21 protein-coding genes and 1 pseudogene are annotated in these 19,738 nt (G+C 64.0%); 8 read left to right on the plus strand and 14 right to left on the minus strand.

Translation table 11 applies throughout. The features are described 5' to 3' along the window. The first annotated feature begins 2 nt into the window (after positions 1 to 2). Positions 3 to 536, plus strand: a complete 534-nt coding sequence (locus tag GR197_RS16685) for a GNAT family N-acetyltransferase (protein ID WP_164011399.1) — start codon at positions 3 to 5, stop codon at positions 534 to 536. Between the two features lie 198 nt (positions 537 to 734). On the opposite strand, the gene GR197_RS16690 is transcribed toward GR197_RS16685, so the two are convergent. From GR197_RS16690 to GR197_RS16700, 3 genes are all read right to left on the minus strand, one after another. Then, positions 735 to 1,649, minus strand: a complete 915-nt coding sequence (locus GR197_RS16690) for a phosphotriesterase family protein (protein WP_164011401.1) — start codon at positions 1,647 to 1,649, stop codon at positions 735 to 737. 309 nt (positions 1,650 to 1,958) lie between these two features. Beyond that, positions 1,959 to 2,591, minus strand: a complete 633-nt coding sequence (locus tag GR197_RS16695) for a Vgb family protein (RefSeq protein ID WP_164011402.1) — start codon at positions 2,589 to 2,591, stop codon at positions 1,959 to 1,961. A gap of 44 nt (positions 2,592 to 2,635) precedes the next feature. Further along, positions 2,636 to 3,856, minus strand: a complete 1,221-nt coding sequence (locus GR197_RS16700; protein ID WP_164011404.1) for a helix-turn-helix domain-containing protein — start codon at positions 3,854 to 3,856, stop codon at positions 2,636 to 2,638. Positions 3,857 to 3,975: 119 nt separating this feature from the next. Here GR197_RS16700 and GR197_RS16705 point away from each other — a divergent pair, with 119 nt between their 5' ends. Both GR197_RS16705 and GR197_RS16710 read left to right on the plus strand, forming a co-directional pair. Further along, positions 3,976 to 4,773 carry a DUF899 domain-containing protein gene (locus GR197_RS16705; protein WP_164011406.1) on the plus strand — a complete coding sequence of 266 codons (798 nt, stop codon included), beginning with the start codon at positions 3,976 to 3,978 and terminating at the stop codon, positions 4,771 to 4,773. A 5-nt stretch (positions 4,774 to 4,778) separates the two neighbouring features. Next, positions 4,779 to 5,141 (plus strand): hypothetical protein, encoded by a 363-nt coding sequence (locus GR197_RS16710; protein ID WP_164011408.1) that lies wholly within the window; start codon positions 4,779 to 4,781, stop codon positions 5,139 to 5,141. Positions 5,142 to 5,318: 177 nt separating this feature from the next. Here the strand turns inward: GR197_RS16710 and GR197_RS16715 are convergent, their stop codons facing one another. Next, complete coding sequence (locus GR197_RS16715; protein ID WP_164011844.1) at positions 5,319 to 5,960, minus strand: metallophosphoesterase family protein; 642 nt, start codon at positions 5,958 to 5,960, stop codon at positions 5,319 to 5,321. Positions 5,961 to 6,403: 443 nt separating this feature from the next. Here GR197_RS16715 and GR197_RS16720 point away from each other — a divergent pair, with 443 nt between their 5' ends. Further along, on the plus strand, positions 6,404 to 7,426 hold the full coding sequence (locus GR197_RS16720) for an LLM class flavin-dependent oxidoreductase (RefSeq protein ID WP_164011410.1): 1,023 nt from the start codon (positions 6,404 to 6,406) through the stop codon (positions 7,424 to 7,426). Between the two features lie 12 nt (positions 7,427 to 7,438). On the opposite strand, the gene GR197_RS16725 is transcribed toward GR197_RS16720, so the two are convergent. Next, the gene (locus GR197_RS16725) at positions 7,439 to 8,263 is read right to left on the minus strand and encodes a helix-turn-helix transcriptional regulator (RefSeq protein ID WP_164011412.1); all 825 of its coding nucleotides are present in this window, start codon (positions 8,261 to 8,263) and stop codon (positions 7,439 to 7,441) included. A gap of 97 nt (positions 8,264 to 8,360) precedes the next feature. On the opposite strand from GR197_RS16725, the gene GR197_RS16730 reads away from it, so the two are divergent. Both GR197_RS16730 and GR197_RS16735 read left to right on the plus strand, forming a co-directional pair. Then, positions 8,361 to 9,287, plus strand: a complete 927-nt coding sequence (locus GR197_RS16730) for a phytanoyl-CoA dioxygenase family protein (protein WP_164011415.1) — start codon at positions 8,361 to 8,363, stop codon at positions 9,285 to 9,287. Between the two features lie 129 nt (positions 9,288 to 9,416). Continuing rightward, positions 9,417 to 10,343 (plus strand): LysR family transcriptional regulator, encoded by a 927-nt coding sequence (locus tag GR197_RS16735; protein WP_164011416.1) that lies wholly within the window; start codon positions 9,417 to 9,419, stop codon positions 10,341 to 10,343. On the opposite strand, the pseudogene GR197_RS16740 reads toward GR197_RS16735, so the two are convergent. Both GR197_RS16740 and GR197_RS16745 read right to left on the minus strand, forming a co-directional pair. Next, a pseudogene (locus GR197_RS16740) lies at positions 10,332 to 11,596 on the minus strand (MFS transporter). The gene GR197_RS16735 and the pseudogene GR197_RS16740 overlap by 12 nt on opposite strands. A gap of 2 nt (positions 11,597 to 11,598) precedes the next feature. Next, positions 11,599 to 12,243 carry an ArsR/SmtB family transcription factor gene (locus tag GR197_RS16745; RefSeq protein WP_164011418.1) on the minus strand — a complete coding sequence of 215 codons (645 nt, stop codon included), beginning with the start codon at positions 12,241 to 12,243 and terminating at the stop codon, positions 11,599 to 11,601. 157 nt (positions 12,244 to 12,400) lie between these two features. Between GR197_RS16745 and GR197_RS16750 the strand changes: the two genes are divergently transcribed. Next, positions 12,401 to 13,084 (plus strand): class I SAM-dependent methyltransferase, encoded by a 684-nt coding sequence (locus GR197_RS16750; RefSeq protein WP_164011420.1) that lies wholly within the window; start codon positions 12,401 to 12,403, stop codon positions 13,082 to 13,084. On the opposite strand, the gene GR197_RS16755 is transcribed toward GR197_RS16750, so the two are convergent. From GR197_RS16755 to GR197_RS16775, 5 genes are all read right to left on the minus strand, one after another. Then, the gene (locus tag GR197_RS16755) at positions 13,065 to 13,883 is read right to left on the minus strand and encodes an ABC transporter ATP-binding protein (protein WP_164011422.1); all 819 of its coding nucleotides are present in this window, start codon (positions 13,881 to 13,883) and stop codon (positions 13,065 to 13,067) included. The genes GR197_RS16750 and GR197_RS16755 overlap by 20 nt on opposite strands. Positions 13,884 to 13,890: 7 nt before the next feature. Next, positions 13,891 to 14,883 (minus strand): iron ABC transporter permease, encoded by a 993-nt coding sequence (locus GR197_RS16760; RefSeq protein WP_204330260.1) that lies wholly within the window; start codon positions 14,881 to 14,883, stop codon positions 13,891 to 13,893. A gap of 41 nt (positions 14,884 to 14,924) precedes the next feature. Then, positions 14,925 to 15,929 carry a FecCD family ABC transporter permease gene (locus tag GR197_RS16765; protein WP_164011426.1) on the minus strand — a complete coding sequence of 335 codons (1,005 nt, stop codon included), beginning with the start codon at positions 15,927 to 15,929 and terminating at the stop codon, positions 14,925 to 14,927. A gap of 20 nt (positions 15,930 to 15,949) precedes the next feature. Then, positions 15,950 to 16,918 carry an ABC transporter substrate-binding protein gene (locus GR197_RS16770; protein WP_164011428.1) on the minus strand — a complete coding sequence of 323 codons (969 nt, stop codon included), beginning with the start codon at positions 16,916 to 16,918 and terminating at the stop codon, positions 15,950 to 15,952. 166 nt (positions 16,919 to 17,084) lie between these two features. Beyond that, positions 17,085 to 18,203: an adenylate/guanylate cyclase domain-containing protein gene (locus tag GR197_RS16775; protein ID WP_164011430.1), complete on the minus strand. Its 1,119-nt coding sequence runs from the start codon at positions 18,201 to 18,203 to the stop codon at positions 17,085 to 17,087. Between the two features lie 194 nt (positions 18,204 to 18,397). Between GR197_RS16775 and GR197_RS16780 the strand changes: the two genes are divergently transcribed. Beyond that, positions 18,398 to 18,622, plus strand: a complete 225-nt coding sequence (locus GR197_RS16780; RefSeq protein WP_164011432.1) for a hypothetical protein — start codon at positions 18,398 to 18,400, stop codon at positions 18,620 to 18,622. 82 nt (positions 18,623 to 18,704) lie between these two features. Here the strand turns inward: GR197_RS16780 and GR197_RS16785 are convergent, their stop codons facing one another. Both GR197_RS16785 and GR197_RS16790 read right to left on the minus strand, forming a co-directional pair. Then, positions 18,705 to 19,025: a GCG_CRPN prefix-to-repeats domain-containing protein gene (locus GR197_RS16785; protein WP_164011434.1), complete on the minus strand. Its 321-nt coding sequence runs from the start codon at positions 19,023 to 19,025 to the stop codon at positions 18,705 to 18,707. 185 nt (positions 19,026 to 19,210) lie between these two features. Further along, on the minus strand, positions 19,211 to 19,657 hold the full coding sequence (locus GR197_RS16790; RefSeq protein ID WP_164011436.1) for an SRPBCC family protein: 447 nt from the start codon (positions 19,655 to 19,657) through the stop codon (positions 19,211 to 19,213). Between the last annotated feature and the right edge of the window lie 81 nt (positions 19,658 to 19,738).

The following is a 19,738-nucleotide window of genomic DNA, read 5'->3' on the forward strand; positions in this document are numbered from 1 at the left end:
GCATGGACGCCGCCGCGTCGGACACGTCAGGCATCAGGATCGAACCGATCGCTGCTGCCCGTATCGACAGCTTTCATCGCGCGCTCGATGTGGTCGCGCGGGAGAAAAAATACCTGTCCATGCTTGAGGCAACGCCGCTACCGGAAACGCGCGCCTTCGTGATGGGCATGATTGCAAAAGCCAATCCGCAATTCGTTGCTATCGCCCAAGATGAGGTCGTCGGCTGGTGCGACATCGACCGGCATTTCTTCCCGTCGCACGCCCATCGCGGAAAGCTCGGAATGGGGATTCTTCCCGCCTATCGCGGCCAGGGTCTCGGACGAAAGCTCATCGAGACGACCTTGAGGGCCGCGCAGGAAGCCGGCTTTATCCGGGTCGAACTCGATGTTTACCAAGACAATCACCGGGCGATCGCACTCTATGAAAAGATGGGGTTCGTGCGCGAGGGCATCATCCGGCGCGCCGCGCGCATCGACGGCCGATTCATCGATGCCATCGGCATGGCGCGTCTGTTCGATGAGGATCCAGCGGTATAAGTCGGCGTATCGTCGTGCTGCGATTGTGAGCCTCGGAGAGGAAATCACCGCCAAGGGCTCGTGACGCCGGCCGATCTCATCGATGCGGACAAGTTGCGGAGTTTGAGCAGGTCGTTTGTATCGGCGCCCGCTCACGTGATCATCGCGCTTCTCGAAAAACACGTTACGCCGGCAGGCTTAGTTGGCCCACCCCTGCCCCTATCGGGCGAAGGCCTCGAACGGGTTCTCATGGGTCAGGCGTACCAGGGTCGTGTCGTCCAGGCCTCGCCGTCGTAGCTCGGGCAACAGAACCGTGGAAAGATGGGTGTACGGCTTGGGTGTCCCGCCCATCGGCTGCGCCGGATCGAACCAGCCCCGGTCATGGCTCAACAACAGGCGGTCGCCGCAGCCCGCCTCCAGCGCCTTCATCACCAGGTCCGCCACCTCCTTATCTCCGGCTCTGCCGACATGGTCATACTCGATCCAAGCGCCGCGCTCGGCGACGGCGACGTTGTAGGCGAAGTCCTTTTCTTCCTGCGTATGGATCGAGATGAACCTGTCGGCCCTGTAGCCCTCCGCCTCGATGACATCGAGCTGATCCATGACGACCCGTCCTCTGATCGTATGACTGCCGATGACGGCGTCTGTCTGCGCTGCCGCGCGCGCGGCTGCCCGCAGGATTTTCGTCTCGAGCGCCGTCATGCCATCATCACCGGCGCTGAGCTTGATCCAGCCCGCCTGGAACCCGGTCTCGCCGATCTGCTCCGTCAGCTCGGCAAGCATCCACGCCTCGAGCTCCTTCTCGGAAGCATGGCGGACCCATTCGGGGATCCACGGCTCGCGGTAATTGCCGGTGGGAACGACGATCGGAAAATCCGTCGCAAGCGACACGGCAAGATCGATATCCGCACGACGTCCGACGCCGCCCGTCGAACATTCGACGAGTGCCGTCACCCCGAGCTTCTTGATCCGCTCGATTTCCGGGGCCATCAGCCGAACGACGGCGTCGGTCTCTGCTTCGGCATAACCGGGCTGGTCGGGTGTCCTGAGGTCAACGAAGACGTGCTCATGCGGGAGGATCATCCCCAGTTGGGATTTGCTCCTGGGCCCAAGCGTTGTGCGAAGATGCTTCAAAGTCTCTCCCTGCGGTCATAACGGCTTTGCTTAGAGCCCTCGCCCGACACCGCGAAGGTAGATCGTTAAGTGACGAAATCAATCGCCCACTCGATCGAAATTCTGCAAGTGAGCTCGTGTCAATTTCCGGCTTCGCACTGACTGCTGGTGAGCAGACGGCCGCTAGGGAGAGGATAGCCGCATCGGCGTCTTCGGCGCAGCGTCAACGACGCCTCTTCCCGTCCTTGCCTCTGCGCCCCCGCAATCGATCTATTGGATCGATGGCTCCCACTTCGCGCGACCTGGCCCCACCACAGTGGCACCTGGCTCTCACCCCGGTCGGCGCACCGCGCGGATCTTGCCGCTGCCGCCACCGCCGCAGAAGAAGCAGTCGCCGCCGTCGGATTCGAGGCCGGAGACACCGGTGCCTTCGGGCATGTCGAGCCGTTCCAGCACCTCCCCCGTTTCGGGGTCGATGCGCCTGACGTCGCTGTCGTCGCCCTCCCAGGTGCCGTGCCAGAGCTGGCCGTCGACCCAGGTGACACCTGTCACGACGCGGTTGGATTCGATCGTGCGCAGGATCTTGCCCGTCTCCGGGTCGATCTGATGGATTTTGCGGCCGCGGTGCTGGCCGACCCAGAGCGTGCCTTCGGCCCAGGCAAGACCAGAATCGCCGCCATTGCCGGGCGCCGGGATGGTGGAAAGGATACGGCCGGTCTTCGGATCGATCTTGTGAATGACATCCTCGGCGATCTGATAGAGGAACTCACCGTCGAAAGCCGTCCCGGCATGCGACGCGACCTCGATCGAGCGCACCACCTCGCCGCTTGCGGGATCGAGCGCGTTCAGGCGGTCGCCCGAGGCAAACCAGACATGTTCGCCGTCGAAGGTGACGCCATTGACGCGCTCAGCGCCGGGAAACGGTCCATATTCACGCAGGATATTCGCAGCCGATTTTTTCATCTCTTCCTTCCCCATTACTCCGGTTCTTTATAACTCGAGCCATCCTAATCGCTCGGCAGCGGCCCGGGGAGTAACAAGATCGTCGGGAAACCAGGCAGCGGCGGGCTCATCCAGCGCCGTGCCCGCCCGCGCCCCAACGATTGTACCTTGCCTTCACCGGCCAGCGAATCCAGCGCCCGCTGCACGGTGCGGGGGCTGGCCGCGAGCGCAATCGCCAGCGCCGAACTCGACCACGCCTCCCCGTCGGCCAGAAACGCGAGCACCGCGCCATGCGCCCCTTCGACGAGGGGCGCCAGCACGGCAATCTCCTGGGCGCCGCGCGGCGAAAGCGCAAAGCCGCGCTTCGTCGCCGAAACCTCTGCCAGTCCGCGCAGCTCGGCGCGCAGCCGGCCGATCTCGACCCGCAGCCGGGCGCGATGCGATTCATCGGCATGTTTGCCGCGGAAGGCGCGGGCAATCAGCGTGCCCCGTGCCACATCCGCCGGCCAGGCTTCGGCAAGGGCGCGGGCAAGCGCAAACAGCACCGGCCGCGTCGCCAGCGAGACCGCCATCCCTGCATTCCACACCACATGGCGGCACGCATCGACGACGAGCGTGCCGGAGGAAAGCAGCTCTTCCACTCCAGCAAGCAGGAGCGGACGTTCCTGCCCGCGCGACATCAGCCGCGCCGCCGGAGTATCGAGCACCAGGGCGGCGGCTTCGACCTCCGCCGTCAAAGCCGGGATATCGGCCGCTCGCGCAGCAAGCCTTGCCCGGTCCAGCGCCGAACGCGCCGCCATCGTCTGCAGGCGGCGGACGGCAATGCCCGCCGCCACCAGCTCGTGGGCAGCCCGCAGAGCCGGTGGCAGCGGCGCCGGATCGAGTGCGGCGAGCGCGCGCTCGGCCTCGTCAAGGCGGCCGATCAGCACCAGTCTGCGGATGCCGACATTGCCCGCATGGGCGGCATTGACCCTGTCGCCATGCGCTTCCAGCACCTTGCGCGCCGCTTCCAGCGCCTTCGGCGGCCAAATGAGATCACGCGAAACCAGCGCGATCTCGGCCTCGGCGACCACGCAGCGCGCTCGCGCCACCGCCTCCCGCGGGCCGAAGGCGCGCGCCGCGCTCTTCAGCAGCGACTTGGCGCGAACGAGATCGCCAAGCTGTGCCATCGCGATGCCGCGCAGCGCCAGCGCCGGCGCATCGTCGCGCAACGCCACCCGCTTCAGCGCGCCGAGCGCATCGCCTGTCGCCAGCGCCCGCGCCGCGGCTGTGATCAGCGAGTCCATTCAAATCCCGTCACACTTGTCACTCCCGCTATTCCACTGCCCGGCCGTAATCTGCGTGAGACCGGCAGGCAAGCCTGCGCCGGATGCTACGACGATAGACAGGCAAAGGAGAAGACCCAATGACGGCACAACCGAACGCAACGCGCCAGCAGTGGCTGGCAGCCAGGCTCGATCTGCTCGAGGAGGAGAAGGAACTGACCAGGCAGAGCGACGCGCTGGCGCTCAAGCGTCAGCAATTGCCGCGTGTGAGGATCGAAAAAGATTACCGCTTCGACACCGAAGACGGCAACGTCTCGCTGAAAGACCTCTTCGGCGGCCGTTCGCAGCTTCTCGTCTATCACTTCATGTTCGGCCCCGATTATACCGCCGGATGCCCGTCTTGCTCCTCGATTGCCGACGGTTTCAACGGCTTGTTCGTCCATCTCGAAAACCACGATGTCGCCTTCACGGCGGTCTCGCGCGCGCCTCTGACAAAGCTTCAGGCTTTCAAACAGCGCATGGGCTGGAGCTTCCCCTGGGCCTCGTCCTTCGGCAGCGATTTCAACGGCGATTTCAGCGTTTGGTTCAGCGCCGAAGAGCAGCACCGCGGCGACGTTGACTATAATTACCGCCGCGAACCGCCTGCCCCCGAACCGCTCGCCGGCAAGACCGTGCAGGAATGGCAATCGCCAGGCAGCGAGGGACCGGTGGCCCAGATTGCTGCCATGACCGGCACCGATGTCGCCACCTACACCCGCGACCGGCCGGGAGTCAGCGCCTTCGAGCTTGTCGATGGTGCCGTCTATCACAGCTATTCAAGCTATGCCCGCGGGCTGGACGGGCTCTGGGGCATGTACCAATGGCTCGACCGCGCCCCAAAGGGCCGCAACGAAACCGGCATCTGGTGGCGCCATCACGACCGGTACGGCAAGGAGTAACGCCGATGCTGCTTTCGGCCCACACTCCAAAGAGAGGCGACGGCAACGCCTCTCTCAACGCCGCCGAATGGCTGTCGCTGGCCGCCGCAGCAGACGGATCAGCTGCTAAGCCGAGCGGTGGAATGGCTGGCCCAGGCGGCGGGATCGCCGCCCACGCCGCGGACTGGCTATCACTCGCCGCCGCCCCGACATTCGCACTCATGGCGCTGCTGACGGCCGCGACCGGCAGCGCCGATATGATCTGCACCACGACGCCGAATGCCTTCCCGATCGGCGGAATGGTGCTCATGTACCTGCTGATGAGCGGCTTCCACCTGATGCCCTGGCTACGGCTCGCCGCCGGATGGCGAGGCTTGAGCGAGCGGTGATGGCGCCAAGCGCCGCCACATCTCTCCTCCGTCATTCCTGTCCTCGGGCTTTGACCCCCAAGAGATGTCACAGGAGTGTCGGAGATTGGGGTATTCTCGCCAAATTTTCTGCTGACGGGTCATGGCCGGGTGTTCGATTGCTCGCTCCACACCGCCCCCTTGCCGACGCGGCTAAGTTCATGCCTTCACCTCGATGAAGTCAATCGGCCCGCCGGCGACGTCATCATTAAACACCGCACAGGAAAGCTTGCCGCCGAAGACGCAGCCGCTATCGATATTGGTGCGGTTTCCTGTCGTCACTGGGTTGGACAGTGAGGGCGTATGGCCGTGGACCAGATGCTTGCCCCAATACTCCTCAGACCGGCCGGGAGGAAAGCGGATCCATAGAAGATCGTGCTCGCTCTGCTGCGCCAGTGGGAATGCGGTATCGACACCGGCATGGACGAAGATGCGGTGCCGATCGACATGCATGAACAGACGATCGGCCGCCCATTGCAGATGCTGGGGCAGAACCCTGCCGCCAAACGAAATCTCGGTTTCAACTCCGCCATTGCCGAGCCATGCGGCCCTGTTATCGCTATCGGCATAGGCAGCGACCATCATGTCCTCATGATTGCCTTTCAGGCAGATCCAGCGCCACGGGTCGGACGGACCGGCAATGAGCCGGTCGAGGACACGTCTGCTGTCAGGCCCGCGATCGATATAGTCGCCAAGGAAAACCACAGTCCCTTCGGAAGCGTAAGTTGAGATACGATCGATCATGCTGTGGAGCGGATCGATGCAGCCGTGAATGTCGCCTATGGCAAACGTGTAGCGCATGTTCCAAGCCTCGGCGGCGATGTTACGGCCCATGGTCAAGGCCGAGAAGGCGTGCAGGCGCGTGGCACGAAGGCTCCCGCTCCCTTCGCGGTCCGCCGCATCATAACAAACGCAAACCCCTCCGCCATCGCGAAAACCGACTCCGTCTCCGACATTTACCGCGATTGCCTCTCCTTCCGCTTGAAGAGATTGGCGGGCGCGGCTGTTGGCTCTCTCCAACCTCATCTCGAGGTGCCCCGTGAGGGCCTCGAAGGACGAGGGCTGATCGGCGTGCCTCAGAGCGGCAGGGAGTTGCAGCAACCGGCGTTTGGCGTGCCTCCCGCCAAAAGACCGGTTCCGACAACACCGATGCGCCCCACCAGGCAGTTCCGATTGTCTTCCGGGCCGAAACTGTGCGATGACGCATCACCCCCAGATACAATAGTTCAAGGTGCGGCATCGGCATGAAGAAGATCGGTTTCCTCTCGTTCGGGCACTGGACGCCCTCGCCTCAATCGCAGACACGCTCGGCCGGCGATGCGCTGCTCCAGTCGATCGACCTTGCCGTCGCGGCCGAGGAGCTCGGTGCCGACGGGGCCTATTTTCGGGTGCATCATTTCGCCCGCCAGCTGGCCGCACCCTTCCCGCTACTATCAGCCGTCGGCGCAAAAACCAGCCGGATCGAGATCGGCACCGCGGTCATCGACATGCGCTACGAGAACCCGCTCTATATGGCCGAGGATGCCAGTGCCGCCGACCTTATCGCCGGCGGCCGGCTACAGCTCGGCATCAGCCGCGGTTCCCCCGAGCAGGTGATCGATGGCTGGCGCCATTTCGGCTATGCCCCGCCCGAAGGCCAGAGCGAGGCTGACATGGCCCGCCATCACGCAGAAGTATTCCTCGAAGTGTTGCGCGGCGAAGGTTTTGCCAAGCCCAACCCGCGGCCGATGTTTCCGAACCCGCCGGGCCTCCTGCGCCTCGAGCCGCATTCGGAGGGACTGCGCGAGCGGATCTGGTGGGGCGCAAGCTCCAATGCCACCGCCGTCTGGGCGGCCAAGCTCGGCATGAACCTGCAGAGCTCGACGCTGAAGGACGACGAGACAGGAGAGCCGTTCCACGTCCAGCAGGCCGACCAGATCCGCGCCTACCGCGAGGCCTGGAAGGCAGCCGGTCACACACGCCAGCCGCGCGTCTCGGTCAGCCGCAGCATCTTCGCACTGGTCGACGACCGTGATCGCGCCTATTTCGGCTACGGCAACGACGAGGACGACAAGATCGGTTTCATCGACGAAAAGACCCGGGCGATCTTCGGCCGAAGCTATGCCGCCGAACCCGATGCCCTGGTTAAGCAGCTCGCCGAGGATCAGGCGATCGCCGAGGCCGACACACTGCTGCTCACCGTCCCCAACCAGCTCGGCGTTGCCTACAACGCCCATGTCATCGAGGCGATCCTGACCCACGTCGCCCCGGCGCTTGGCTGGCGCTGACACCTGCTATTTTCAAACCCGCAGATATCGCGCGCGGAATTCGCGGGGACTGCAGCCTTCGCGTTCGTGAAAAATACGTGAAAAATAAAATGGGTCTTCCAGGCCGACCATGGCGGCCACCGCTTCGATCTTTTGGTCGGTGGTTGCCAACAGCTGTTTGGCATGGTCCATGCGCACCCGAAGCTGGAATGCTTTGGGAGGAAGTCCGGTTTCAAGCGTGAACCGCCTGCGCAGCGTCGCCGGCGACATGCCGAGTTCGGCGGCGAAGGCAGCGAGATCGAGCGGTTGCATCGCCCGCTGCCGTAGCGTTTCGACGATGTCCGCCATATCAGGCCTTCGCTGGTGTCGATCGGCCGCTCCACTCGCCTGTCTGGCGGCTGTGATGACGATGTGATGCAGCATCAATGCCGCCGACGCCTGCCCAAGGTTGGTATCGTCAAGCAGATCGGCATGTAGCTTGCCGAAGAGCCGCGCCAGCTCATCGGGATGATGCAGGGGCACGACGGGATGCCGCTCGGCAATCATCCTCAGCCTGACGAAGTCTCGCATGAAGGATCCCTCGAAAAGCGCCCAACGCTCGTCCCAGCCGCCTTCGTCGGGAGCGTAGGAATGCGTGCGGTTGGGAAACAGCCAGAACAGAGCAGGCCCAATCAGCCTGAGACGGCCGCTGGCGGCGGTTTCCAGCCAGCCTTGCCCGCGCTCCACCAGCACGACGGCGAAACTCGGAAGTTTACGGTCGCTCACCGCATGGCGGGCATGCTGCCTGCCGCTGCCGATGACCGCCAGTCCGCCGGCCGCGTCGAGCGGTGTTCTATAGATGGCCTCGGCATCTTTCATGATGAGCGAAAAGTCCAGCTGCCAATTTTCTCTATGTCGGTTGTCCCTGCAGACCAGCTAATTATTGGCAAATCAACTTAAGCTGAGGAAGGCTGAAATGTCGATTGCCACCGGAGCCATGCAGACCAGAACGCCGGAATTTCCTCTTATCGCCCATGGCAAGACCTTGGCTGCGGAGCGGATGGGCTGGCTCACGCCGACCGATCCGGCCATCGGCGTCGACGCCATCCGCCGCCGCTACCAGGACGATGGCTATGTCTGGCTGAAAGGTCTTCTGCCGCGGGCCGATATCATCGACTTCCGCGGTTGGGTGTTCGAGCGCCTCGCGATGACAGGACTGGTCGAGCCCGGCAGCGATTTTTCGCAAGGGATCGCGTCGGCCGCCGGCCCCGACTGGAGCCTGGCGAACCGGCGCCTGATGTCGCTTGTCCGCTCCGCCGCTTATGAGGGCTTTTGCACGCAACCGCTGCTCATCCGCTTCATGGACGAATTTCTGCAGGGCATCTCCTACTTGCACAAGCGCAAGATCATGCGTTTCACTCAGCCCGGTTCGCCGACAGCCACCCCCGCCCACTACGATCTCGTCTATCTCCGCGGCGGCACCAGCCGCCTGGTGACGGCCTGGATCCCGATCGGCGATATCCCCTCGGAGATGGGCGGCCTCGTCTACCTCGAAGGCTCGCACGCGCTTGGAGTCAAGATGGAGGCCGAGTTCCAGGCCGCAAGCGGCGATCTTTCGCCTGAAGCGCGGATCAGCGCCTATAACAGCCACATGACGGAAGGCGGCTGGGTCTCGAAGGATCTCCCGGATATGGCGGAGCGCTTCAACACCCGCTGGCTCGCCGCCGATTATGAGGCTGGTGACGTCGTGCTCCACTCGCCCTACATGATCCACGCCTCGACCACCAACCAGGATCGCGGCGGCCGGCGGCTGCGCCTCTCCACCGACATCAGATATCAGAATGTCGACGACGAGATCGACGCCCGATGGAACAACCATTGGAGCCTCGGCGATATGCTGTAGCCCAGTTCCAGCACCCCAGCAGTCAAGCCTCGGGACCTTACTGCCGCGGTGAGCGTTGATGGTCCGAGCCTTGAATCGGTTGCATGACTGACCGACTTATGGCTGGGACCGAACCGCTCGAGTTGCCTGATGCCGCGCACGAACCTGAACGATATCCTGATCTTCATGGCCGTCGTCGATGCCGGAAGTTTTATCGCCGGCGGCCAGGCCATGGGCCTGTCCCGCTCGGCGGCGGGAAAGGCCGTCATTCGCCTGGAAGGCCGGCTCGGCGCACGTTTGCTCAACCGCACGACGAGAACGCTGAGCCTGACCGATGAAGGGCGGGTATTCTACGAGCGCGGCCTGCAGATCCTTGCATCGGTCGACGAGGCGGAAGCGAGTCTGGGAGGCCAGAGCGGCCTGCCGCGCGGCATTCTCAGGCTCACCGTACCCGATGCCTTCGGTCGGCTCATCGTGCTGCCCCTGCTGGAAAAATATCTTCGGGCCTGGCCCGACATCCAGGTCGAGGTGAGCTTTACCGATCACCTCTCCGACATCATCGAGGACGGCTTCGATCTGGCGATCCGGATCGGCGCCGCAGCGTCGGATACGCGGCTGGTCTCGCGCGTGATCGCCACTTACAAGACACGCCTCTGCGCCTCGCCGTCCTATCTCGCCGAGCACGGCGAGCCGCCGCGCGAAATAGACGATCTCGCAGCCCATGACTGCCTGATTTTCGCCAATCGCAATCAAAGGCAAGGCTGGCGTTTTCGCGGCAAGGGCGGCTCCTGGATCAAGGCGCAGGGGCGCAGCCGTCTGAGGCTCGACAGCGCAGAGGCGATCCGCGACGCTGCCCTGGCGGGATTGGGAATCGCGCTCCTGCCCGATTTTCTCATCGCCGGCGATCTCGCCGCCGGGCGCCTTCGGCAGGTTCTGCCCGACCTGGAAGCCGATGACGCCAAGATCGTCACGCTCTATCCCGACAAGCGCCTGCTGGAACCGCGCATCCACCGTTTCGTCGATCTGATGGTCGAGGCGTTGGGGCATGAGAGATCGGACGCGCGCTCATCGCCTTGATACGGAAGTACTAGCATCGGCAACCGCCCTGTCGAAACCGCGGAAGCTTTTCAAGGCAAGGGGAAAGAGAGTGGCGACGAGATAGGCAAAGCCGGTGAGCAGCAGCGCCGCGGCAAGACCGATCGTGCTGATCAGCGCGCCGCCGACGAGGCCGCCGAAGGGAATGAGGGCGAAGCAGAGGCCGGTATTCAATGCGATGACGCGGCCGGTCAGCGGCTTGGGGATGCGCTCGAAGATCACCGCCGACAGGATCGGGTTGAGGAAGCCGGAGGCGAATCCTCCGATGGCCAGGGTCGTAAAGACAAGGCCGAGCGGCGCATCCAGCGCGACAACGAGAAAACGCGGAAAGCCGGTCAACAGGAATGCCACGGTATAGACGATCAGGCGCGGCATCCGTTCGCCGATTGCTGCGGCAATCGCCGCACCTGCAATCGATGCGCCGGCGAATGCCGCAAACATCGCTCCCAGCAGTTCCGGACCATGGCCGGAATCGCGTGTCCAGACAGGCAGCAGCACCGCATGATAGGCCTGGTCCAGCAGATTGGTGATCGCCACCATGACGACGATGCTGACGAGCACCGCCTCGCCGCGCAGAAAGCGCCAGCCTTCACGGAGATCGTCGCGATAGGAGGCTCTTTTGGCCGGTCGGGCGCCGGGTGCGCCGGATAGCTCTGGCGTGCGCCGCATATCGGGGATGCCGACGGAGACGATCAGCGCGGCGGCGGCGAAGGTGGCGGCGTTGACGAGGAGCGCCTGGCCCGGGCCGATCAGGCCGATCAGCGCACCGGCGCCGGCCGCCCCCGCCGTCGAGGCCAGCCGCTCGATGGCGCTGGCGACGCCGGTCACCCGTTCGAGCGGCACATTCGCCAGCCTGGCGATGTCGGGAACCATTGCCTGCTTGGCGGCGTCGGAAGGCCCACGCAGCACGCCCATGGCAAAGACGACAGGCAGCAGCACCGGCATGCCGAGCAGACCGAAAAATCGAGCAGCGGCACCAACCCTACCACGGCCACCGAGGCGATATCGCAGGCAATGGCGATACGCTTAGCGCCGACGCGGTCGATCAGCGGCCCGCCGAGCGCCTTGGCGACGACATAGGGCAGCATCTCCACCATCGCCGTCAGCCCGGTCAGGACAGGGCTACCCGTCGTGCTCAGCACCAGCCAGGGAATAGCAATGGTCGATAACCGGGTGCCGGAAAGCGAAAGCGTCTCGGCTGCGGCAAGCGCCAGGAAAGGCCTGCCCTTCCTCACGGCTAATGCTCCCCTTCGCGATGCGGAATGCGGCCCGGATAGGGGAAGGCGTGCAGCATGACGTAGAAAGGAACGATGCCAGGATTCCGAGACGCCGCCTCGCCCAGCGGCGGGGCCGCCCGCATCGCTTCCAGGATGATGTCGGTCAGCCGCTTCGTCAGAGCCTCGGCCTGTGCTGCCGTCATCGGAATAATGATGTCGTCGGCAGCCGTCGCCTTGCGCCACTCCGCCGGCAGTTCGGCATATTCCTCCAGCGCCTGCTGCATCTGGCCGACCTGCAAAGAGAGTGCAGCCTGGTTGAAAGCGAGGTCGAGATCGAGCCCCTCCCCCTCGGCCTCGCCTGGCGGCACCGAGGTCAGCTCATGGCTGGCGCGCCACCAACGGTCTCGCCGTGAGGCATGCGGCGCCTCCTCGATGAAGCCATATTGGGCAAGCTGGCGCAGATGATAGCTCGTCGCACCGCTGTTCAAGCCCAGCCGCGCGGCAAGCTGCGTCGCCGTGGCAGGCCCATCGATCCTCAGCATGCCGAGCATGCGCAGCCGGACGGGATGGGCCAGCGCCTTCAGCGCCGGCGGTGCGGGCACGACGCGGCTGACGGTGCGGGAGACTGCGGCATCTGCTGCGGGCTTAGGGTGCGGATGTTTCATGCTTCCAGCATATAATCGCAAACATATCTTTGCAAAGGTTTGCTTGCAAAAAATAGCCAGCATCGAAAGACGGCTTAAAACCGGGCTGTGGCCTAGCCAAGCATGATCACGCACCCTAAGACCGTCACCCTGATCCGCATGAAGCGAGGGGCAAGTGATGGCTGGGGAAGCGCAGAAAAACATCGGCACGTGGTATATCGACCCCGATGCCGAGGACAGGATGGCCGATGGTCATGCGCCGATCTGGCGCCACCTCATCGACCTCATCCTCGAGCGTGACCTGACCGACAAGAGCGTGCTCGATTTCGGCTGCAATCAGGGCGGCCTGCTGCGTCATCTCTATGCGATCCGCCCCTTCCGCAAGGCGCTCGGCATCGATATCGCCGAAACCTCGATCGCCAAGGCCGAGACGCTGAAAGGCAATCTGCCGGTCCAGCATCAGGTCGGCGGCAGGCTGGAAGGCTGGAGCGAAGAATTCGATCTCGCCATCAGCCACGAGGTTATCTACCTCGTCCCCGATATCGACGCCCATGCCGCCGATATCCGGCAGGCGCTGAAGCCCGGCGGCGTCTATTATGCGGTAACCGGATGCCATACGGACAATCCGCTCTGGCCGAAATGGCGCGAACTCGTCGCCAACCGCACCAACACTGTCGTTCAGGACCGGTCGATCACCGATTACTGCCGCGCCTTCGACAAAGCCGGCTTTCAGGTCTCGGCCCGCAAGCTCGAATATGAGGGCTTCATCCCCTTCGTGGCGGACGGCTGGACGCCGGATTTTGCCGACGCGCTGAACTACTACACCCAGACGAAAATCGTCTTCAGGCTGGTGAAGCGCTGATTTCCAGTGTCGGGCGCTGAAGCCGCATTAGCTCGAAGTCGAAATGCGGCGGACTATCGGCGGCGACTTGCACGAAGCGGCCCCTGACCCGGAAGATTTCCTGGATCAGCTCGCGTTCGGCGAGTTCTCGCGGGGCGCCGTCAAATCTGAGCCGGCCCTTTTCCAGCAGCGAGATGCGGTCGCTGACGGCGATTGCCTGGTTGATGTCGTGGATCGCCATAATAATGGTCACGCCCTTTTCCCGGCTCAGACGATGCACCAGATCGAGCACCTCGACCTGATAGCCGATATCCAGAAAAGAGGTCGGCTCGTCGAGCAGCAATATATCCGCCTCCTGGGCAAGGGCTGCCGATATCCACGCCCTTTGCCGCTCGCCGCCGGACAATTCGCTGAGGCTGCGATCGGCAAGCCCGGCAAGGTCGGTGCTTTCGAGCGCCCATTCGATCGCTTTCTCGTCGCCGCTATCATAGGAGCGGAACAGGCCGACATGCGGATAGCGGCCCTGCCGGACGAGCTGGGCGACGGTCATTTCGTCGGGTGCGGTCGGCTGCTGCGGCAGGAAGGCGAGCCTTCTGGCAAGCATCCGGCGCGACATCGAGGCGACGGCGACGCCATCAAGTAATGCCATGCCCTCAGCCGGCCTGATCAGGCCGGCAAGCGCATGCAGCGCCGTGCTCTTGCCCGAGCCGTTTGGGCCGATCAGCGCCCGTATCTCGCCCTTTTCGAGCGAAAGATTGAAAGCATCGAGGGCCTTTCGCTGGCCGTACATGACCGAGAGGTCGGAGCAGGACAATGGCATTTCGGCCTCACATGGTTTTGCGCAGCAGCGCGAGCAGGACCGGTACGCCGAAAACGGCCGTGACCACGCCGATCGGGATTTCCTCAGCCTGCCCCAGCAGCCGGCCGATGAGATCACCGAGGGTAACGATGATGGCGCCGAGCACGATCGCCAGCGCAAGCGACAGCATAAAATTCTTCCCCGCAAGGAACCGGGCGAGATGCGGCACGATGAGGCCGACGAAGACAATGGGCCCAACAGCGCCGACGGCGCTCGCCGCAAGCGCGCATGACACGATCAGCACGAGCGAGAACTGCATGCGATAGGCAAGACCGAAGGATCGTGCGACGGGCGCCTCGAACTGCAGCAGCAGCAGCGGCCGGTAGATGACCGGCAACACCGCGAGCCCCGCGATCGTGAACGGCAGCAGGAAGAGCGCGTGATCCCAGCTGCGGGCGTAGAGGCTGCCCGACAGCCATTCGAGAATGATCTCGATGCGAGCCGATCCCCATCCGGCAATGAGGCCGATCGCCACCGCATGCAGCACCGCGCCGACAGCCACGCCGCACAGCGTGATGCGCAGGGCGCTGAGGCCGAGACGGAAGGCAAGCAGATAGATGACACCCCCGGCGAGCAGACCGCCGGCAAGCCCCGCAGCGGGCAGCCATGCGACCGGCAATTCGGCCAGCGTGTTCGAGCCGGGCTCGAAGATATAGACGGTGAACAGCAGGAAGATCGTCACTGACAGCGTCGCCCCCTGCGACACGCCCATCAGCGATGGGTCCGCAAGCGGATTGCGGGTGATGGTCTGCAACAGAAATCCCGCCAGCGAAAAATGGATACCGGCCAGAATGCCGGTGGCGACGCGCGGCAGCCGGATGTCGAGAATGATCAAACGCGCTTCCGGCGAGCCGCCACCGGTTAACACGGCTGCGACATCGGCCATGGGGATATCGGCGACGCCGAGGAAGATCGCCGCCGCAAGCGACAGAACCGCCAATACGGCGAGCGCGGCCGCCATCCAGGACGTTGCCGAACCCGTTTCTAGCGATGCCGGGCCGTTCATCGCGTCTCACCGGCAAGGTTCAGCCGCCCGCGCTGGACGAGATAAATGAAGACGGGACCGCCGATGAGCGCGGTGATGATCCCGACCGGCAACTCGCGCGGAATGGCGATGCTGCGTGCCATAACGTCGGCGGCCGTCACGATCAGCGCGCCGAGAGCTGCAGATAATCCGATCTCCCATCCGGTGCCGCGCGGTTTGAGCAGACGGGCGATGTGGGGCGCGGCAAGGCCGACGAAGGCGACCGGTCCGGCCACCGGCGCAACCCCGGCGACCGGGATGACGGCCAGAATGAGGATGAGCGGCTTCCACAGGCCGAGCTGCAGGCCCATTGCGGCGGCGGCATGGTCGCTCAGCTTGAACATGCCGATCACCCGGCGCAGAGCGAGCGCACCGGCGACGCCGGCAATCGTCCAGGGCAGCATGTAGAAAAGATGCGACCAGGTGCGGCCCTGGAAGCCGCCGCTCAGCCAGAAAAGCAGCGATGCCGATTGCGGCCCGGTCAGCAGCAGCACATAGGTGGTGATCGCCCCGAGGAACAATGAGATGCTGACGCCGCCAAGCGCAAGCTGCAGCGGCCGCCCCTGCCCGCCGCGCGACACCCAGAATGTGACCGAGGCAGCCGCAAGCCCGCCGGCAAGGCCGATGAAGGGATAGTAGCCCGGCGATATCAAGGGCACGAAGACGAAACAGCAGACGATCGGCGCGACCGCCCCGGCGGTCACGCCGGTGATGCCGGGATCGGCCAACGGATTGCGCGTCAGCGTCTGCAGCACGTAGCCGGAAACAGCAAGCCCCGCCCCGCCGGCCGCCGCCGTCAGGCTGCGCGGCAGGCGCAGCGTCCAGACGAGGATGGATTCAATCTTGCCATCGGGCGCCAGAAGCACGGCGATGACCGTCTCGATCGACAGCGGCTTGGCGCCGACCAGCAAACCAAGCATCAACGCCAGCATGGCGACGGCGACGATGAGCCCTATGGCCAGGGACGATTGCCGGGGGCTCATCGCAGGTCTTGTCCTTAAGCTTAGTTCTGCAGTTCGGCCGGGATCATCTTGGCGGCTTCCGCCTTGACGTCGACGGCCGGGAACGTGTCGGGATAAAGATAATGCGCGGCCTCGCGCAGGACGATTTCGCGGGCGATCGGGCCGTTGGTCTCGACCCACTGGTCGCCGACATAGAAGACCCGGTTGTTTTTGACCGCCGACAGCTGCGACCAGATCGGATTGCTCTCATGCGGGCGGTCCGGACCGGAATCATAGACGAAAATGACCTCGGGGTCCTTTTCCAGCATGGTTTCGAGGCTGAGGTCGATGCCGAATTCACCGCCCGGGCTCTTCGGCCCTGGAATGTTGTCGCCGCCGATTGCAGCAACGATCGAGGCCGAGGTGTTTTCCGTGTGGAACGCAAAAGGCGTTGCGCCGCCCCACATGATCAGGAAGCGCGGATGGACATCTGCAGGCGCCTTGGCGGCGAAGTCGGCAAGATGCTCGCGGAAATCGGCATTCAGCTGTTCGCCGCGCTCGGGCTTGCCGAGCAGCTTGGAAAGTGCGGCGGTCTCGCTGTAGCTCTCTTCCAGCAGTTCCATGTTGTAGGCGACATAGGGCGCGATGTTCTGCAGCTGCGCCGCGTTGCCGACCGTGTAGCGGCGGATCGCGATGATGAGATCCGGCTTGGCTTCGGACAAAAGTTCGAGGTTTGGTTTGGCGCGCTGACCAATCTGCTTCATCCCGGAGGTCATGCCGAGCAGGAAGTCCGGCTCGCGGCCCGCCGTCATATAGGTGCTGGCGACCGGCTTGATGCCAAGCGCGAGCGCGACGTCATCGGCGAAATAGGAAATCGAGGCAATGCGCTTCGGCTGCGAGGGAATTTCGACGGTAACGCCGCGATCATCGACGATCGAGGCCTTCTTGCCGTCATCCGCCTGGGCAGCGCCCGCTACCAGTATTGCAGATAGCCCTAGGGCAGAGAAAAATATGCGTGCGTTTCGATCCATGTTTGAACCTCCCGTCCGATGTGGGGACAGGCTTTAGCCAAAAAAGCGGAGTTTCACAATCAGGATTCTTTTGACGAGATCCCAAACGTACAACACGCCGCCCGGAGCCGCATTTCCAACGCTGCGACGGCGCTGCACCACTTGAATGCCACGTCCTCATGACGACTCAAGCTTCCGGCAAAGTGAAGACCGCGCAAGGGGCGGCAATGCCGCGCAAGGCATGCGCTCCGAGCGGCATCAAGGCCGTCGTCGTATTCGCCGCCACCGCTCCCGAAATCAGCACGCTTCTGCCGAGCAGCTTACAGAGCCCTTCCAGGCGGCTGACCAGATTGACCGCGGGGCCGATGGCGGTAAAGTCCAGCCGGTCGGCCGCACCGATATTGCCCCATAGAATCTCGCCGAAATGCAGCGCCGCGCCGAACGGCAACGGCGCCAGCCCCTGGGCCTGGCGCACCTGGTCAAGATGGCTCATGCCGGCACGGGTGGCGGCGACCGCCCGCAGGGCGGCCTCGCAGGCCTCGCGATCCCCTCGGGCGATGTCTGCTTCGCTCGAGGTCGCGGCGACCGGAAAGATCGCCAGCACGCCGTCGCCGATGAATTTCAGCACCTCGCCGCCGAAGGCGTGCACGGCGCCGGCGACACGATCAAAATAAGCGTCGAGCGCGGCAATCATCGCCTGCGGCTCCGTCACTTCCGAAAGCGCGGTGAAATCGCGCAGATCGGCACAGAGAAGGGCAGCGCGGATGGTCTCACCGGTGCCGCGGGCAAGCGCGCCGGCCTGCACCCGGGCAGCACTGCGCCGGCCGAGATAGGCTTCGAGCAGCGCGGCCCGCGCCTCCCGCGCCGCCAAAGCGGCGAGCGGCGCTACGGCAAAACGCGCGACTTCGCGCAGCAGACTGGCCTCGGACGCACCGAATGCGCCGACCTTTGCCCCGTTGCCAACTCCCGCCCAGCCAAGCAGCGGCCCGTCCGATGCCTGATTATCCTGTGCAGGCCCGATCCGGCTCTCCCACACCGGCCCGAGCCCAGCCAGCCAGTCGCGCCCGGCCTCGCTCGGCGGAGCCGCAGCAAAGGCCAAAGCCTCAATGACCTCCCCGGTCTCGGCCCGCCACAGCCAGGTGCGCCGAGCGATGATTGGATGCGGCACGGAAAGCGTCAGCGCGCCGCCCGAAAGCCGCAGGCCGTCAGCCAAAAGCCGGCGCCCGAGCTCGGCCAGAAACCGTTCGGGACCAGGCGAGGCACCGGCCTCATCAACCAACCAGGCAAGGGGAGATGGCAGATCCATGCTTCAACATGACATCGCCCCGGGACGTCCGCAAGGATGCCTTCTGAAGCCCTGTCGGCTCCTGGAGCCATTCCACGCAGACAATTCCTCTCGAGATTCTTCCATCACGGTGAAAAGCAAAAAATAACGCTTTAAACCTGCGCCGTTTTGCTTCCATTATGCGGCTGTTCGTCATCGTGTGAGTGAGGGGTACGATGGGCACGATTTTTTGGCCGAAAGATCCGCTGGATGGAAATGACATGACGCTGCTGACGTCGATCCTTCGGCGGTGGTGCGACAGGCATCAGGTCGAGCTGACAGCACAGGAGAGCAGCCGGAAGGCGAAGGAACTTGTCGAATGGTATGAATTCGGCGTCAAGGATCCGATCGAACTCGAAGAACTGATCGACGGCAAGTACTGGCTGGTCAGCAAAATCTGACCTGACCACAGTCGTAACATTCAAGAGAAAAGGCCGGGCGAAATATCGCACCGGCCCTCGTCAATTTGCCGCAGGGAAGGCTTCAGTCGTCATCCCGCCAACGGCGGTGGTGATCGCCCCGCCGCTCATCGCGCCAGCGCGGACCATCCCAATCCCGGTGGCGCCGCTCCCAGCCCCAGCGGGGCGGACCGCCGTAAAAGGCTACCGGCGGCGGGCCTCGCCAGTTTGGCCGGCATTCGCCCCAGCGGGTCAGATGCCAGCCGCGGCCGCACGCATAGTCGACCTTGGTGACATCGCTTTTTACATTGCTCTGGACACTGATTGTCCCCATCGGCATCGCCTCAGCTGTGGCGACCGAAAGGCTGCCAGCGAGCAAGGCAGCCGCGATAGAAAGTGCCTTCATCGGAAACTCCATTTCATCCAGCCGTTCCCACCCTAGGGCCGCCAAATTGAACTGGAGATGAACTTCGCGTTCATGTTTACAGGCGAAAAAGAAGCGCTTTCGGACGGCTCATTGCAGCGCCGGCCAACTGGTTTTCCCGCAAGGGCAGGCGCTTCAGGGCAATCCACCGGCCCGCAAAAAACCGTTCATGTCCTGCCGTAAAATGCATCGGAACCCGGGTCACGCCCGGCGGCGACCTCGGTCAGCCGCCCCAGGTAATGCGCCCAGCCTTCCGCATGTCCGGCGCATTGATCGGCGCTCGGCAGGCCGCTATGTGTGAGTCGCAGCAGTGTTCCGCCCCCCTGCTCGATCAGGTCGATCTCGACCAGGCTCGACCCCGGCGGCACCACCTCGCTGCCGTCCCAGCCGAAGCTGTAGGCAAGGCGATGAACCGGCACCACCTCGCGAAACGAGCCGCGCGCAAAGCGGGCACCGGTGACGTTGACAAGATAGAGCCCGCCCGGCTGCGGCTCGACATCAGCCTCCGTCCCCATCCAGCGCAGGATCTTCTGCGGGTCGGTCATCAGCGCAAACACTGCGGCCGGCGGCGCCGCGATATGCGCCTCGCGGTGAACGACGAAGGATTCTGGCATCACGCTCTCCGATAGTTGTCATGGCCTGCCTCGCCTCGGGCGGGATCAGCGGGTCATGCTGTTTAGACGTGGGTGTCCTCG

The sequence above is a fragment of the Rhizobium phaseoli genome, assembly GCF_010668805.1.
Lineage (GTDB): Bacteria > Pseudomonadota > Alphaproteobacteria > Rhizobiales > Rhizobiaceae > Rhizobium > Rhizobium phaseoli_A.

Coding starts and splice junctions, on each gene's coding strand:
- GR197_RS16735 (WP_164011416.1), top strand. CDS start 9,417: ATGCCGCGCACGAACCTGAACGATATCCTGATCTTCATGGCCGTCGTC.
- GR197_RS16785 (WP_164011434.1), bottom strand. CDS start 19,025: ATGAAGGCACTTTCTATCGCGGCTGCCTTGCTCGCTGGCAGCCTTTCG.
- GR197_RS16760 (WP_204330260.1), bottom strand. CDS start 14,883: ATGGCGGCCGCGCTCGCCGTATTGGCGGTTCTGTCGCTTGCGGCGGCG.
- GR197_RS16720 (WP_164011410.1), top strand. CDS start 6,404: ATGAAGAAGATCGGTTTCCTCTCGTTCGGGCACTGGACGCCCTCGCCT.
- GR197_RS16755 (WP_164011422.1), bottom strand. CDS start 13,883: ATGCCATTGTCCTGCTCCGACCTCTCGGTCATGTACGGCCAGCGAAAG.
- GR197_RS16750 (WP_164011420.1), top strand. CDS start 12,401: ATGGCTGGGGAAGCGCAGAAAAACATCGGCACGTGGTATATCGACCCC.
- GR197_RS16770 (WP_164011428.1), bottom strand. CDS start 16,918: ATGGATCGAAACGCACGCATATTTTTCTCTGCCCTAGGGCTATCTGCA.
- GR197_RS16695 (WP_164011402.1), bottom strand. CDS start 2,591: ATGAAAAAATCGGCTGCGAATATCCTGCGTGAATATGGACCGTTTCCC.
- GR197_RS16765 (WP_164011426.1), bottom strand. CDS start 15,929: ATGAGCCCCCGGCAATCGTCCCTGGCCATAGGGCTCATCGTCGCCGTC.
- GR197_RS16710 (WP_164011408.1), top strand. CDS start 4,779: ATGCTGCTTTCGGCCCACACTCCAAAGAGAGGCGACGGCAACGCCTCT.
- GR197_RS16745 (WP_164011418.1), bottom strand. CDS start 12,243: ATGAAACATCCGCACCCTAAGCCCGCAGCAGATGCCGCAGTCTCCCGC.
- GR197_RS16700 (WP_164011404.1), bottom strand. CDS start 3,856: ATGGACTCGCTGATCACAGCCGCGGCGCGGGCGCTGGCGACAGGCGAT.
- GR197_RS16730 (WP_164011415.1), top strand. CDS start 8,361: ATGTCGATTGCCACCGGAGCCATGCAGACCAGAACGCCGGAATTTCCT.
- GR197_RS16705 (WP_164011406.1), top strand. CDS start 3,976: ATGACGGCACAACCGAACGCAACGCGCCAGCAGTGGCTGGCAGCCAGG.
- GR197_RS16715 (WP_164011844.1), bottom strand. CDS start 5,960: ATGCGCTACACGTTTGCCATAGGCGACATTCACGGCTGCATCGATCCG.
- GR197_RS16780 (WP_164011432.1), top strand. CDS start 18,398: ATGGGCACGATTTTTTGGCCGAAAGATCCGCTGGATGGAAATGACATG.
- GR197_RS16725 (WP_164011412.1), bottom strand. CDS start 8,263: ATGAAAGATGCCGAGGCCATCTATAGAACACCGCTCGACGCGGCCGGC.
- GR197_RS16790 (WP_164011436.1), bottom strand. CDS start 19,657: ATGCCAGAATCCTTCGTCGTTCACCGCGAGGCGCATATCGCGGCGCCG.
- GR197_RS16775 (WP_164011430.1), bottom strand. CDS start 18,203: ATGGATCTGCCATCTCCCCTTGCCTGGTTGGTTGATGAGGCCGGTGCC.
- GR197_RS16685 (WP_164011399.1), top strand. CDS start 3: ATGGACGCCGCCGCGTCGGACACGTCAGGCATCAGGATCGAACCGATC.